Origin of the sequence: Pedobacter sp. MC2016-14 (genome assembly GCF_020991475.1) — a bacterium.
In the GTDB taxonomy this organism is placed as follows: domain Bacteria; phylum Bacteroidota; class Bacteroidia; order Sphingobacteriales; family Sphingobacteriaceae; genus Pedobacter.
This window is the reverse complement of record NZ_JAJMPA010000004.1, coordinates 1-13142: the sequence shown is the minus strand read 5'-3', so window position 1 is coordinate 13142 and position 13142 is coordinate 1. Positions and strand designations below refer to the sequence as shown.

The following is a 13142-nucleotide window of genomic DNA, read 5'->3' as shown; positions in this document are numbered from 1 at the left end:
TATTTTTAAAATAATAAAGATAATTCCGGGAGATTTGGATTTTAGCGGGCCAGCTTAAGGCCTTCGTATTTACTGATGTTGGCAGGGTCAATCTCTACCAATAAATTGTAAGCCTTGATGCGGTCTTGTGCATCAGCGGTTCCCATTACGTTTACGATTTCATCTGCTTTGGAAGCAAAATAGAAATTAGGGAAAATAGAGCCTAATTTTTGCTTGTCCATTTGTTTAAGGTTGGGCAGCAAATTCAGTATATTTTTGGTGCCTTTACTTACGCTTTCCTGCATCTGGTCTAATCCGCTGTAGTGGTAGTCATAAATAAATGCCCTCAATTCATCAAAGCCCTTATTTTGCAGGTTTTCATTCAGCCAGTACCTGTTGCGAAGTCCGTCAAAAGCTTTCCAGCCCGAATTTCCACCAGTTTGGGCAATGTTCAGGATGTTTTGGGCTTTCAGGTAATAGGGGGTGCCGCTCATTTTACTAAAGCTGTCTTTATCCAATCCTATCATGGTATAGGCATAAAAGCTCAGCAGGGAACTTAAATTAGACAGGTAATTCTGATCAGAGAAATCTACCGGTTGTCCTTCGTTATAGCTAAAATCAAAGTCTTTGTCACTTAAATTCAAAATGGTACTGTAATAAGCCGTTCCGTAAACCGGTCTGCTGCTCTGAATTTGCGCCTCAGCTTTATAACCTGAGCTGCCATCCCATGCGGTTAACGTAATCACGAAATTGCAATCAATGCGTTCCTGTTGTAAATAGGTTTCTGTACTCCATTTGTTGTTGTTCAGGAAATCCCTGATGGTGGTCTGCAGGATATCAAGGTTTCTTTTATTGATGTTGGGGACCGTTGGCGCAAGGATTTGGATCCTCGCGTTCAATTCCTGCCCGTAAACGAGATTGCCCAAAAAGGCCATAAAAATTAAGAGTACAAACTTTTTCATCAAACTAACTTTAGGATCTCCTTGCAAATGTCTGCCGCAACTTCAACTTTAGACTTTACTTCAAAAACAGTCTTTTCAAACTGCTGATTAAAGATAGTGATTTTATTGGTATCTGTTTTAAATCCTGCACCTTTATCGTTCAGTGAATTCAGCACAATGAGGTCGAGGTTTTTCTTTTTCAGTTTGCCAATGGCATGTTCCTCTTCGTGTTCGGTTTCGAGCGCAAAACCCACCAGGATTTGTCCGGCAGATTTAACATTGCCCAAAGTGGCCAGGATGTCGGTCGTTTTTTTAAGTTCAACAGAAAATTCGCTTTCCTGCTTTTTAATTTTCTGCGTGGCGATGTTTACTGGGGTATAATCGGCTACAGCTGCGCTCATTACGGTAATGTCGCTGTCTTTAAATTCTTGTGTACAAGCTGCCAGCATATCCGCTGCACTGATGACATCAATTCTGCGGACAGGTTTTTTGCTTTTTTCTGCGGTTGGCCCGGTAATCAGCGTAACTTCTGCACCCAGCGCCGCAAGCTGATCGGCTATGGCAAACCCCATCTTCCCTGATGAATGGTTGCCAATAAAGCGCACGGGGTCTATGGCTTCAAAAGTCGGCCCTGCTGTAACCATCACTTTTTTACCGCTTAAAGGCAGGTTTTGGTTTAGACTTGATGTCAGGTAAGCCACAATTTCCTCTGGCTCTGCCATGCGGCCCTGGCCTTGTAATCCGCTGGCCAGTTCTCCGTCATTGGGTTCAATAATAGAATTTCCAAAACTCAGCAGGCGCGAAATGTTGTCGCGTGTACTTTGGTGTTTCCACATGTCGAGGTCCATGGCAGGAGCCAGATAAACAGGACATTTAGCTGAAAGGTAAACTGCAGTCAGGAAGTTATCACATAATCCAGTAGCCATCTTGGCAATGGTGTTTGCACTGGCAGGGGCTATGAGGATGAGGTCTGCCCACAGGGCTAATTCCACATGGTTACTCCATACCCCGCTTTCAGGATCATAATACCGGGTGTAAACGGGATTTTTAGAAAGGGTGGATAGGGTAAGGGGGGTAATAAAATGTGCTGCATCTGCAGTTAGAATTACCCTGACGTCTGCGCCAGCCTTAACCAGCAACCGTACCAATGAGGCCGATTTGTATGCCGCAATACTGCCGCAAACGCCAATGATGATTTTTTTATTGCTAAACATGATTAATGAGGTGCATTGAAATGCAATTTAACCATATTTGCTGCTATTGTTGCTCTTTTGCTGGATTTCTGTAGTAAACTTTATCGTTCAGAAATTCATCAATCGCAATCAGGCTTGGTTTAGGCATACGCTCATAGTGCTTGCTGATTTCGATTTGCTCTCTGTTTTCGAAAATCTCTTCCAGGTTATCATTTGAAGAAGCAAATTCCGCAAGTTTGCCATGCAGCTCTTCTTTAATGTTGTTAGAGATTTGGTTTGCTCTTTTAGCAATAATCACTAACGACTCGTATATGTTCTCTGTTTTCTGATCCAGGTCATTGATGTTCCTGGTCACTGTAGTATTCGGTATAACGTGTTTAGTTGTGCTCATTATTTTAAGGGTGTTGGATTCGTATTGTTAGAACTATCTTTTTTTGCATCTTTTTCCATTAATGCTTTGTATTTTTTCTCTTCGTTTGCAGTCAGTGCCATCACACGTTTGGCTTCAATAATGCCAGATTCGCTGCTTGACTTCAATCCTTTAACTTCAGCCAGGAATTTACTTTCCGGATGCGCATCTATAAATTCATTGGCATAACCAATCGCTTCATTGTAACGGTCTTCCTGACGGAATTCGTAACTGTTCTTTGCATACAGGTATTGTGATTTTACAATCAGCATATCCATTTCATCGGCGTATTTAATGTCCGGGAAATCGATCTGTGCATTTTTTAAGGCGATTACAGCCGCTTTATAGTTGGTGATGTCGTAGCCACCAAGGTCGTAATATAATTTAGCATTGTCAAACGCTTTGGTTTCCAGCTTTCCACGTAAATTTGAAATGTACTGACTGGCCAGTTCTACACGCTCGCTTTTTGGGTACAAGTTGATAAATAACTGCAATGCGTCTATCGCTTTATAAGTATTGGCCTGGTCTAGCGGAAAATCCGGTGAATCCAGATAATAGCAGTAGGCGCCCATATAACGGCATTCTTCTGCGTACTTACTGGTTGGATAGGTGTCTGCAAAGGATTTAAACTGGTACCTCGCCGTTGTATAATCTTTAAGGTAATACAGTGTTAATGCGTAATAGTAGTTTAATTCTTCGGCCTCAGCTCTGCCACGGTATTTTTGTGCAAGGTCTTCAAATAAGACCAATGCTTTGGTGTAATTCTTTTTGTTATAGAGTTTCATCGCCTCCTGGTATTTTTTGGCGACATCGTTACTCAGCCTTAGTTTTTCAAAACGGCTTTTGCAACCCGCAACAGAAAGGGCTATGATGGTGAAACTTAAGAGTAAAACGTGTTTAATTTTAAACATTGTGCAAAGATAAGTTAATAATACGATATCGTCAATTAAAAATAACAGGACGCTAAGCTATGTATTGTTCATTAATAAGGCGTGTTAAAAAAAGTTAAAAAGCGCTCGGGGGCTAATCGCCTGCTGCGTCTGCTTGTCTGGAATTTTTTCTCCGGAAGGAATTTTTTGAAGGACAAGCAGACAAGGCAGGCTCTTTAGCCCCCTCGCTTTTCCAAAAGGCCCCTCGATTTGCATATTTTCCGGAGCTCAGCTCAATGGGAGGATTCTTTTGTTCGATGCGTATTAATAGGGCATCATTTCGAAGGAGAAATCTATTTTTGAAGCACTTTGCCATTATAGTGCAGAGGCTTAATAAATATCGTTGCGGTTTGTAGGGAGGTGCTCCGTAATAAATGGTAGGAGTAGCCTAATAACAGTCATGTAACAAGCACATCAAGCTCGTTTTTTTTACCTGTTCTATACGGGCTCTATACGGGTTTTATGCGTGTTCTACCACTGTTTGTTTACAACAACCTCCCTGGAAGCTACATGTTATCTTGTACTGGTTTGGCCTTCCGGAATACAGATGGTTAAAGCGCAAAGGCTTTATCATACAGATGCAGTTTGTTGGTTGGTATATAATAGGTGACACATGTTCAGATCGGCAGGGTAGTTTTGGCAGTATTGTTTAGCACCATTTTGGGTGATCGAAAAATAAAGTGTCATTTCGACACGTCTTGTTAGCATAACAAGTTAAAAGTTGTTAAATTTGCACTGTGTTAGTGATATGGACTTATTTTTGTTTAGATCAACACGGAAGTAGACTTAAATATTTAAGGATGCTTGAGTTTTAGAGAAAAACGTTCATTTTTTTATTAAGCTTGTTAAATTTAAGCTGTTTTTAAGTTAACGAATTAAAAATTGGCTGTTTTTTGACTTAAGCTTGTTTAAAAATGGGTTTTTTGGCCTAATGTTTAATAATGTTTGGCTAAAAATTGAAATATTGCAAGTTTTGACTGTTTATTTTGCTTGAAAATGAGCTGATTTAGAGAATTCATTAAAATAAATCGTTCTTTTTTTAAAATTTATAGTGAATTGTTATTCTTTTTGTCTACTTTTGTGATGTGGTTATCGAAATCACAAATAAAACGAGAAGATTTAAAATGAAAATATAGCTACTTCGGACTCAGAAATGAGTGGTGTACAGTAGATTGAAGATAAAAACCGTTCATACAGGTTTATATTTGGTTAGAAAGGGATGGTTCTGGATGGAACATCCCTATCTTGTTTTAGGACATTTCTGATCTCAAATTCGTCACTTTATGCCAATTCTTCTATCATCTTAATGTAATTTTGGTCTACCAGTTCTTTAATGGCTTTTTTGCTTCCTTGATATATTTATATCACTATATTTGCGCATTATTATGCAAAAACGGCTAATTGCTTGCTTACTACTCTTTGCTTTGATCGGCTCCAGCTTTTCAAGGATATTGGTGTATGCAGGTTTTGAAGTCAACCAGGACTATATTGCAAAAACCCTTTGCGTAAATAAAGACAGACCCTGGATGAATTGCAATGGTAAGTGTTACCTGATGAAAAAGGTGCAGCAGGCCGAAGAGAACGAAAAGAAAGAAGCCACTAAAGATTTATTGAGTAACCTATCCATATCCTTTTTTGAGAGAACGGATGCTTTTAACTTTCAATCTCCGGTAACCGCAACGCTATTTACCACTTCTTACCCGGAATATACTTGTCACTACAGCAACTGTTTCCTGGGTTCTATCTTTCAACCACCCAAATTGGCAGCTTAATTCAAGCTTAAGGCATTTACTGCCTTCATTATTCAAAATTATTTTTTCATTCGTGTTTATGGCTTCCTCGTAGGAGCTGTATCACGTATAGTGCCCAATTTTTATGAAATTTATATTTCCTATCCTCATTTTGCTGTCGGTATTTTCTATGGCAGCTACTCCAATACACAACCACAGCCATCAGGAATCCAAAGATCCGGTATGTGGAATGTCGGTTAAAAAAGCAAATTCAAAATATCAGTCTACCTACCTGGACGTGCTCTACGATTTTTGCTCAGCCAGCTGTAAAAAGTCCTTCGATAAAAAGCCTGAACGCTATCTGAAAAAGAAATAACCTTCCGGCTAATCCTAATTATTTAACTTGATACAAACATAATGACCATAAAATATAAGAATATACAGCTTTTGCTACTTGTACCGCTCTTTATCCTTTCGGCTTGTTCTAAACAGGATGATCCTACGCCTGAATTTGATGAGAATAACCTGGCGCCTTTTTCGGTAGAATTTGACAACATTGTTGGGGACCGTACGCTTACTTTAAACAATACCACCAGTTTATACACCAATCTGGCCGGAGAAAAATTCTCCATCTCTATGCTGCAATATTTTATCAGTAATCTAAAAGTGTCGACTGCGGATGGTAAAAGTTATGCCGTAAAGCAGGACAGTAGTTATTTCTTGATTCAATCGTCAGATAAAGCAACCCGGTTTGCAAAAGTAAGGGTGCCTGAGGGTGACTACACCAAATTGACTTTCACAATTGGTGTGGACAGTTTGCGCAGTACAATGCCTATTGATAGAAGGACTGGGGTGCTGGATCCGGCCGCAGGCGGCGGCATGATGGATGGCGGAGGGATGTACTGGGGCTGGAATGCCGGGTATATCTTTTTTAAATTTGAAGGAAACTCGCCTGTCATTTCTGACGATGTGAATGGCGACCCAACGGGCAAAAAGCAGTTTAAATACCATATTGGTGGTTTCGGCGGATATTCGGCACCTACCATCAACAACATTAAAACGGTAACGATTGATTTAAACGCGGCAGGTATTGCCAGGGTAAGGAAAGGCCGCCAAAGTAATGTGCACCTTTTTGTAGATGCCATGAAGGTTTTTAACGGAACAAATGGTTTCAGCATTGCCGCACATCCTAATGCGATGTTCAGCGAATTCAGTACTAAAATTGCGGTTAATCTAACGCAGATGTTCAGTCATGACCATACCGAAAATTAGGAATGATGAATAGAAAACACCTGCTTGTCTTTTTTGCATTGGGCTTGTTTATCCTGGCCTGCAAAAAAGACAATGGGATCCAGGAAGAAATAGAGTCCTTTCTTGGTTTTCAGAAACCAGCTAATTTTCCTGATCCGGAATATAAGTTCGCCAATAATCCGGTTACCAAAGCCGGCTTTGAATTGGGCAGGGCCTTATTTTATGAACCACGGCTTTCGCGCGACAATACGATCAGCTGTGGTTCATGCCACATCCAATCTTCGGCATTTACGCAACATGGCCATGATGTAAGTCATGGCATTGACGACAGGCTGGGTACCCGAAATTCACCGCCCATCATGAACCTGGCCTGGAACAAAGCCTTTATGTGGGGCGGTGGGGTATATGATCTGGACCTGCAGCCCATTGTGCCCATCACGACGCATGAGGAAATGGACGAAAACCTGGAAAATGTGATGGCAAAGCTCCGGCTGCTGCCAAAGTATACGACCTTTTTTAAAAGTGCTTTTGGGACGGAAGAAATCAATACGGCAAGGTTGATGAAATCGCTATCGCAATTTATGCTCATGTGCATCAGCAGTAATGCTAAATATGACAAGGTGATGCGTAAGGAAGGGAATGCAGCTTTTAATGCGGAGGAGCAGGCTGGCTATACTTTATTTAAGCAAAAATGTGCTTCCTGTCATTCGGAACCTCTATTTACGGATGGTTCTTTCCGGAACAATGGCTTAAGCATTACTGCAGTGAACGATCAGGGGCTTTATACGGCTACGCTGCAGGCAACAGATCGGTATAAGTTTAAGGTTCCTTCTTTAAGGAATTTAAAGTATACAGCCCCCTATATGCACGATGGCCGGTTTTTAACATTGGCGGCAGTGCTGGAACATTACCATTCGGAAGTTCAGCTTACGCCCAATTTAGACCCTCTTTTAACCAAAAATGCGCAGCCCGGATTGGTTTTGAGCAATGACGACAGGGCAAAAATTGCCGCTTTTCTTTCCACACTGAATGATGAGGAATTCATCAAAAACACCTTACTCTCTGAACAATAATAGATATGAAGAAATTAATTATGAGCCTGGCCCTTATTTTTTTTAGTACGGTTTCCAGCTATGCCTGTGATATTTGTGGCTGTGGCGTGGGGAGTTACTACCTGGGGATTTTACCTGAATTTAATAAGCGGTTTTTAGGCCTGCGTTACCAATATAAAAACCTGCATACGCATCTTGGACCTAATGGTGAACGTACGCCAATTACTGCCGATGAAAATTATCAAAGTACAGAACTTTGGGGTGGATGGAACCTGGGCAAGCGCTTCCGGGTACTGGCTTTTGTGCCCTACAACTTTAACAGGCGAAGCAACCAGGAAGGCAATGGAACCAAAAACGGTTTGGGTGATGTTGCGGTTATGGGCTATTACAAGGTTTTTGAACAGATAGGCACGGTGAAAGATCGGCTGATGATCCAGTCGCTGTGGATTGGCGGGGGGATAAAAGTACCTACGGGAAACTATGAACCTGCAGAAAGACTGGCGGTACAGGAATCTCCAAACAACTTTCAGCTGGGTACCGCAAGTACAGACTTTACGCTGACTGCGGCATACGATATCAGGTACAACGATATGGGCCTTAACGCAAATGTGAGTTATAAAATGAATACGGAAAACAAGTACAATTACAAATACGGCAATAAATTTACCAGTAATGTATTGGCCTACTATAAATTCAGGGTGGCTAAAGTGCTGACGATTGCCCCTAATACCGGAATTTTATATGAAACAGCTAAAAAGGACCTGGAGGATAAAAAATATACGGTTGATGTATCTGGTGGTTATTCTTTATCGGCAATTGCTGGTCTAGAACTGGCGTTTAAAGGCATGTCTTTGGGCACAAATTATCAGAATGTGCGGTCGCAGGATCTTGCCGGGGGCAGGGCTTATGCGGGCAACCGTGTAATGGTGCATACTTCGGTCTCCTTTTAACGCCTTTGTCCTGTTATTTTTTTGCCACCAGGTTTTTCCTGATCCGGCTCAGTGTTTCGGGTGCAATACCTAAATAGGAAGCGATCATATTTTGTGGGATTCGTTCCAGGATTTCCGGATTTGATTCGGCAAGTTTGAGGTACTTTTCTTGTGCGGTATGGGTGATGGAACTCATCAAACGCCGTTCTTTGGTCACGATGCTGTTTTGGTAGAGCATCCGGAAATACCTGTCCATGATGGGTACACGGAGGGTCAGGTTTTCATAATCGTCATAGCTGATCAGTAGCAGTTCTGAATCTTCAATGGCATCGATATTAAAAATGGCCGGATCGCCGGAGAGGAAACTGTTGAAATCTGAAATCCACCAGCCTTCCCAACCAAAAACACTCATGTGTTCCAGGCCCTTTTCATCTACATTGTAGGTTCTAAGTAGTCCTTTAGCCACAAAGCTGAGGTGTTTGCAGACCTGACCTTCCTGCAACAGGTATTGGCGCTTCCTCAATTTTTTAGGGGTAAAAAAACTTTGTATGGTTTCTTTATCGGCCGCTGTTAGGGAAACTTTATCCTGGATGTGGTTAAAGAGTACGTCGATCATTTGGCTATTTATTAGGAACAACAAAGATAGATTTTTAAAACGCTTGATCCAGGTCAACTGTATTATTTGACGCAGGTCAAGCGCCAGGGACCTTTGCGGGACTAACTTTGTGTAAAATAAAATATCATGAATAAAATAGCTTTAGTAGTAGGATCTAGCGGGATCACCGGGAGTAATTTGGCTGAAATGTTGATTGAGCAGGGTTGGGAAACGTATGGTTTGGCGCGTAATCCAAATACAGAAAATATATTCTTGAAGCCTGTGGCGGCTGATCTTTTGGATCAGGCAAGCCTTAAAGCGGCACTGGAAAATGTGAAGCCAAACCATGTTTACATTACTACATGGATGCGAAATGATACGGAAGCGGAAAATATCAGGGTAAATGCTTTGATGGTCCGGAACCTGCTAGAAGTTTTATCTGAACATAAATCAGTAGAACATGTGGCACTGGTTACGGGACTGAAACATTATTTGGGCCCATTTGAGGCTTATGCAAAGGAAGGTTTTTTACCTGAAACTCCTTTAAGGGAAGAGCACCCAAGACTGGATCTTGAAAATTTCTATTATGCACAGGAGGACGAAGTTTATGCTGCTGCGGAGCGTGATGGTTTTAGCTGGAGTATCCACAGACCTCATACTGTAATTGGTAAGGCGGTTGGGAATGCCATGAACCTGGGGACAACGCTTGCAGTATATGCATCTATTTGCAAAGAAAATAACCGCCCGTTTATCTGGCCGGGTTCATCGGCGCAATGGAATGGCCTCTCTGATGTGACGGATGCTAAGGTTTTGGCGGCACAACTGATTTGGGCATCTACTACAGAGCTTGCCCGCAACCAGGCTTTTAATATAGTAAATGGAGATGTATTTCGCTGGAGCAGATTGTGGAATCGAATTGCAACTTACTTTGGTGTAGCCGCAGTTGGCTTTGAGGGTGCAATTCATTCGCTGGAGCAGGAAATGCGTAATGACGGGGAAAGCTGGAAAGCAATTGCTGAAAAGTACCAGTTGAAAGAAAGTGACCTGGGACGTCTTTCTTCTGCATGGCATACAGATCTTGACCTTGGAAGACCAATTGAGGTGATGACGGATATGTCGAAAAGCAGGAAAATGGGCTTTACCATCTATCAGGATACGGAAGATTCTTTTTACCGCCTGTTTGAGCAGTTGCGTGCGGAAAAGTTGATTCCTTAAGGCTGAATTTTGTTCTTTATTACATGCGTCCGGCATGCGTATATACCAACTTAACCGTTGGCTTGAATCAACTTCGAGGTTGCGTAAGGGTTGAGTAACCTAAATGCCTTTCAACCTCGCAGTTGATCTGAACGTGACTCGAACGTGATTGCTTGATGGTATATACGCATGCCGGACGCAGCCTGGTAATATGGATTTGTGTATTTCAACATTTGCCGAAATACAAAACTTGATGTAACGATAACGTCAAAAAGGCGAGGAAATATCCCATTTCGGCGAATATTTAAGGTGGAATTTGTTTCATATTTGCATCGACAGTAAACAGAAATATCAATGAATAAACATAACACCTACATACCTAACTTTATTAAAGAGTGGATTGCAGCCAGTAATGCTTTCGATACCGAAAAATACCTTAAATTTTATTTGCCTGAAGCTATTTTAGATGATCCATCAGTAGGCAGGAAATTTAAAGGACATCATGGCATTAAGGAATATTTTGATAACTATTTTATTGGTTACAATACCTATACCAAACAAGTTGAACTAACGATAGCGGATGAAGAAAATGCACATCTGGAAGTGGAATTTACTGGTGATTTTCCCGAGGGAAAAATAGGCGGAACTTTCGACTTCAAATTCAAGAACAATAAAATAGCTTTTGTTAAAGCAAACCTAATCACTAAATAACATTGGTAACAATTGGAGGTTTTGGCTGTTAGTGTAGCATGGAAGAGTTATTGTTCAAAAATTGGGAAAGTGTTTGGCATGTGGGGGTCTGTGCAGTATTGGCTTATATTATCTTGTTTTTATTTATTAGGATTTCGGGCAAAAGAACACTTGCTAAGCTTACCGCCTTTGATTTTGTAGTCACAGTAACTCTGGGCTCTACACTTTCTTCAATGATTTTAGCAAAGGTGCCCTTAGTTGATGGTTCAGTAGCTTTGGCCTTGATTATTGCGATGCAGTATTTGCTGGCCTGGATGGCCAGGGAATCTAATACTTTGGAAAAAGTAATCAATTCTTCGCCTACGATGGTGTTTTATAGGGGAGAATTTCTGGAGGATGCGATGAAAAAGGAAGTTTTGACCCGCGAGGAGATCTATGCCGAAATCCGCAAGTTTAGGATGTTGGATGTGGACCAGGTAGAAGCGGTAGTGATGGAACTGAATGGCGAATTAACGGTGATCAAAAAATCGGTAGGCACTAGTCATTCTTCTCTTGAAGATATTGAAAATACTTAAGGTAGATTGGTTTTGTATAACTATACGCTGGATTTGAGGCGGCTGCGGTTTGGTTTTCTGGAAAGCAAGCGGAGGTTGCGACGTGCAAATTCTCTTTTTGACTTTAATTCCTGCGCCAGCAGTTCTTTAGTAATGGATTGATAAAGTTGTTTGGTATTGCTGTCGGCTTCGGCAAATCCGGGTACAGAACTAATCACGATGGCTAGTGCATAGTCCAGTACTTCAGGCAGTTTTTCAGTAAATAATCTTGTTTTCATGGTAGATTAAGCAGAATGCAATTACTGTGCCTGATTTATGTAGAACGGCATAATTTACAATAGCTTAACTTTAAGCTTTATTAGTTAAACAAATAAAGAGGAGCCACAGAATTTGCAGAATAGTGCATCGGCATCATGTCCTTCGCGACTGCAGGTAGGGCAAGACTCTGGTAGCTCTTTCTTTTGTCTTGCTGCCAATGCTAAATCGTGTGTAATAATCCCTGTGGGCACAGCAATAATAGAATAACCAATCAACATGACAATAGAAGCCAGCATTTTACCCATAGGCGTTACCGGTGAAATATCGCCATAACCAACGGTGGTGATGGTGACGATAGCCCAATAGATACTTTCTGGAATGTTAGCGAAGCCGTTTTCCCGCTGTTCTACCAGGTACATGATGGAGCCCAGAATAACAGCAAGCATAAGTACCGTCATTAAAAATATACTGATTTTCCTCACGCTGCCCTTAAGGGCCTCGGTTAGAAAATTGATTTCGGATAAAAAGTGACCTAGTTTAAATATCCGGAACACCCTCAATAACCTTAGCGCACGGAAAACAAGGAGCGATTGCGCGCCAACGAAGAAAATGCTTAGATAAGATGGGATCAATGCGATGAGGTCAATAATGCCCAGCAGGCTAAATACGTACTTAAATGGCTTCTTTATGCTAATGAGCCTGAGTATGTATTCAATGGTAAAGAGGAAAGAGAAGATCCATTCGATCAGGCTAAATAAACTTCCATAGCGATCGTGTAACCTTTCTACACTATCTAACATGACGATGATGATACTAGTGAAAATTGCAAAGAGTAAACCTACATCAAATGCCTTGCCTGCCGATGTATTAGATTCATAGATAACTTCATGCAACCTAAAGCGCCAGTTGTTCTTTGTAGGTGATTCCATACGAATTATTTTGCTTGTCAATTGTACTCCAATCATCGTGCCTATCGGCTAAATTATACCATGAAACTATTGTCCATTCAGGATAAAGACCAACCAGTATATTTTCCGTTGTTTTCTCCATTATTTGAGTTGATAGGAGGCTTGTCCGTACCATGTCCGGGGCAAAGGCACAGCAAAGGCACGGCAAAGGCACAGAAAACGCACAGCAAAGGCACAGAATGACTGCGTTTGTTGTGCGTTTTTTCAGGGTTTTCTATGGGTTTGCTGCGGTGATGGTTGGGTTAATTTATAATCTTTAAGCCAGACAGGCTGAAAGAAGTGCCGGAGAAAGTAGTTTTAAAATAGCGCAAAGTAGAAAAAGGCGGCCCCGGAGCTGGGTGCTTATGGCTGCTGGTGTATTGTTTTTACTGCTGTTTGGCTACTTTAAAATCCGGGGATAGATAAGCCTAGATTTTTTCTTCTTGTTTTACAGTAGTTTAACCTGTTTAAACAAGTATTTATATGAAATT

At 41.3% G+C, this 13142-nt stretch carries 16 protein-coding genes; 8 read left to right on the top strand and 8 right to left on the bottom strand.

Features of this window, described 5'->3' with window-relative positions:
- Positions 1–41: 41 nt before the first annotated feature.
- The 4 genes from LPB86_RS18610 to LPB86_RS18595 are packed head-to-tail and all read right to left on the bottom strand — an operon-like array spanning position 42 to position 3433.
- Positions 42–941: a DUF4835 family protein gene (locus tag LPB86_RS18610; protein ID WP_230692925.1), complete on the bottom strand. Its 900-nt coding sequence runs from the start codon at positions 939–941 to the stop codon at positions 42–44.
- Entirely contained in the window at positions 941–2134 is a 1194-nt protein-coding gene (gene coaBC, locus LPB86_RS18605; protein ID WP_230692924.1) for a bifunctional phosphopantothenoylcysteine decarboxylase/phosphopantothenate--cysteine ligase CoaBC, read from the bottom strand. The genes LPB86_RS18610 and coaBC overlap by 1 nt, the downstream gene beginning before the upstream one ends.
- A gap of 43 nt (positions 2135–2177) precedes the next feature.
- A complete protein-coding gene (locus tag LPB86_RS18600) occupies positions 2178–2504 on the bottom strand; it encodes a DNA-directed RNA polymerase subunit omega (protein WP_230692923.1) in 327 nt (108 codons plus the stop codon).
- Positions 2504–3433, bottom strand: coding sequence for an outer membrane protein assembly factor BamD (locus LPB86_RS18595; RefSeq protein ID WP_230692922.1), 930 nt, complete (start codon positions 3431–3433; stop codon positions 2504–2506). The genes LPB86_RS18600 and LPB86_RS18595 overlap by 1 nt, the downstream gene beginning before the upstream one ends.
- Before the next feature lie 1403 nt (positions 3434–4836).
- Here LPB86_RS18595 and LPB86_RS18590 point away from each other — a divergent pair.
- The 5 genes from LPB86_RS18590 to LPB86_RS18570 all read left to right on the top strand — a co-directional run bounded on the left by LPB86_RS18590 (position 4837) and on the right by LPB86_RS18570 (position 8434).
- Positions 4837–5223 (top strand): hypothetical protein, encoded by a 387-nt coding sequence (locus LPB86_RS18590; protein WP_230692921.1) that lies wholly within the window; start codon positions 4837–4839, stop codon positions 5221–5223.
- 103 nt (positions 5224–5326) lie between these two features.
- Entirely contained in the window at positions 5327–5557 is a 231-nt protein-coding gene (locus LPB86_RS18585) for a YHS domain-containing protein (protein ID WP_230692920.1), read from the top strand.
- Positions 5558–5598: 41 nt separating this feature from the next.
- Complete coding sequence (locus LPB86_RS18580; protein ID WP_230692919.1) at positions 5599–6453, top strand: MbnP family protein; 855 nt, start codon at positions 5599–5601, stop codon at positions 6451–6453.
- Positions 6454–6455: 2 nt separating this feature from the next.
- The gene (locus LPB86_RS18575) at positions 6456–7505 is read left to right on the top strand and encodes a cytochrome-c peroxidase (RefSeq protein ID WP_230692918.1); all 1050 of its coding nucleotides are present in this window, start codon (positions 6456–6458) and stop codon (positions 7503–7505) included.
- A 5-nt stretch (positions 7506–7510) separates the two neighbouring features.
- Complete coding sequence (locus LPB86_RS18570; RefSeq protein WP_230692917.1) at positions 7511–8434, top strand: transporter; 924 nt, start codon at positions 7511–7513, stop codon at positions 8432–8434.
- 13 nt (positions 8435–8447) lie between these two features.
- Here the strand turns inward: LPB86_RS18570 and LPB86_RS18565 are convergent, their stop codons facing one another.
- Entirely contained in the window at positions 8448–9029 is a 582-nt protein-coding gene (locus LPB86_RS18565) for a Crp/Fnr family transcriptional regulator (RefSeq protein WP_230692916.1), read from the bottom strand.
- 126 nt (positions 9030–9155) lie between these two features.
- Between LPB86_RS18565 and LPB86_RS18560 the strand changes: the two genes are divergently transcribed.
- The 3 genes from LPB86_RS18560 to LPB86_RS18550 all read left to right on the top strand — a co-directional run bounded on the left by LPB86_RS18560 (position 9156) and on the right by LPB86_RS18550 (position 11467).
- Positions 9156–10223 (top strand): SDR family oxidoreductase, encoded by a 1068-nt coding sequence (locus LPB86_RS18560; RefSeq protein ID WP_230692915.1) that lies wholly within the window; start codon positions 9156–9158, stop codon positions 10221–10223.
- 333 nt (positions 10224–10556) lie between these two features.
- Complete coding sequence (locus LPB86_RS18555; protein WP_230692914.1) at positions 10557–10913, top strand: nuclear transport factor 2 family protein; 357 nt, start codon at positions 10557–10559, stop codon at positions 10911–10913.
- A 38-nt stretch (positions 10914–10951) separates the two neighbouring features.
- Complete coding sequence (locus LPB86_RS18550; RefSeq protein ID WP_230692913.1) at positions 10952–11467, top strand: DUF421 domain-containing protein; 516 nt, start codon at positions 10952–10954, stop codon at positions 11465–11467.
- 20 nt (positions 11468–11487) lie between these two features.
- Here the strand turns inward: LPB86_RS18550 and LPB86_RS18545 are convergent, their stop codons facing one another.
- The 3 genes from LPB86_RS18545 to LPB86_RS18535 all read right to left on the bottom strand — a co-directional run bounded on the left by LPB86_RS18545 (position 11488) and on the right by LPB86_RS18535 (position 12754).
- On the bottom strand, positions 11488–11724 hold the full coding sequence (locus LPB86_RS18545; RefSeq protein WP_230692912.1) for a hypothetical protein: 237 nt from the start codon (positions 11722–11724) through the stop codon (positions 11488–11490).
- A gap of 84 nt (positions 11725–11808) precedes the next feature.
- Positions 11809–12633: an ion transporter gene (locus tag LPB86_RS18540; protein WP_230692911.1), complete on the bottom strand. Its 825-nt coding sequence runs from the start codon at positions 12631–12633 to the stop codon at positions 11809–11811.
- Positions 12599–12754: a hypothetical protein gene (locus tag LPB86_RS18535; RefSeq protein WP_230692910.1), complete on the bottom strand. Its 156-nt coding sequence runs from the start codon at positions 12752–12754 to the stop codon at positions 12599–12601. Before LPB86_RS18535 ends, LPB86_RS18540 begins: the two co-directional genes overlap by 35 nt.
- Positions 12755–13142: the final 388 nt, after the last annotated feature.

Excerpts from the sequence above, each read along its gene's own strand:
- LPB86_RS18610 (WP_230692925.1), bottom strand. The coding sequence starts at position 941 with ATGAAAAAGTTTGTACTCTTAATTTTTATGGCCTTTTTGGGCAATCTC.
- coaBC (WP_230692924.1), bottom strand. The coding sequence starts at position 2,134 with ATGTTTAGCAATAAAAAAATCATCATTGGCGTTTGCGGCAGTATTGCG.
- LPB86_RS18600 (WP_230692923.1), bottom strand. The coding sequence starts at position 2,504 with ATGAGCACAACTAAACACGTTATACCGAATACTACAGTGACCAGGAAC.
- LPB86_RS18595 (WP_230692922.1), bottom strand. The coding sequence starts at position 3,433 with ATGTTTAAAATTAAACACGTTTTACTCTTAAGTTTCACCATCATAGCC.
- LPB86_RS18590 (WP_230692921.1), top strand. The coding sequence starts at position 4,837 with ATGCAAAAACGGCTAATTGCTTGCTTACTACTCTTTGCTTTGATCGGC.
- LPB86_RS18585 (WP_230692920.1), top strand. The coding sequence starts at position 5,327 with ATGAAATTTATATTTCCTATCCTCATTTTGCTGTCGGTATTTTCTATG.
- LPB86_RS18580 (WP_230692919.1), top strand. The coding sequence starts at position 5,599 with ATGACCATAAAATATAAGAATATACAGCTTTTGCTACTTGTACCGCTC.
- LPB86_RS18575 (WP_230692918.1), top strand. The coding sequence starts at position 6,456 with ATGATGAATAGAAAACACCTGCTTGTCTTTTTTGCATTGGGCTTGTTT.
- LPB86_RS18570 (WP_230692917.1), top strand. The coding sequence starts at position 7,511 with ATGAAGAAATTAATTATGAGCCTGGCCCTTATTTTTTTTAGTACGGTT.
- LPB86_RS18565 (WP_230692916.1), bottom strand. The coding sequence starts at position 9,029 with ATGATCGACGTACTCTTTAACCACATCCAGGATAAAGTTTCCCTAACA.
- LPB86_RS18560 (WP_230692915.1), top strand. The coding sequence starts at position 9,156 with ATGAATAAAATAGCTTTAGTAGTAGGATCTAGCGGGATCACCGGGAGT.
- LPB86_RS18555 (WP_230692914.1), top strand. The coding sequence starts at position 10,557 with ATGAATAAACATAACACCTACATACCTAACTTTATTAAAGAGTGGATT.
- LPB86_RS18550 (WP_230692913.1), top strand. The coding sequence starts at position 10,952 with ATGGAAGAGTTATTGTTCAAAAATTGGGAAAGTGTTTGGCATGTGGGG.
- LPB86_RS18545 (WP_230692912.1), bottom strand. The coding sequence starts at position 11,724 with ATGAAAACAAGATTATTTACTGAAAAACTGCCTGAAGTACTGGACTAT.
- LPB86_RS18540 (WP_230692911.1), bottom strand. The coding sequence starts at position 12,633 with ATGGAATCACCTACAAAGAACAACTGGCGCTTTAGGTTGCATGAAGTT.
- LPB86_RS18535 (WP_230692910.1), bottom strand. The coding sequence starts at position 12,754 with ATGGAGAAAACAACGGAAAATATACTGGTTGGTCTTTATCCTGAATGG.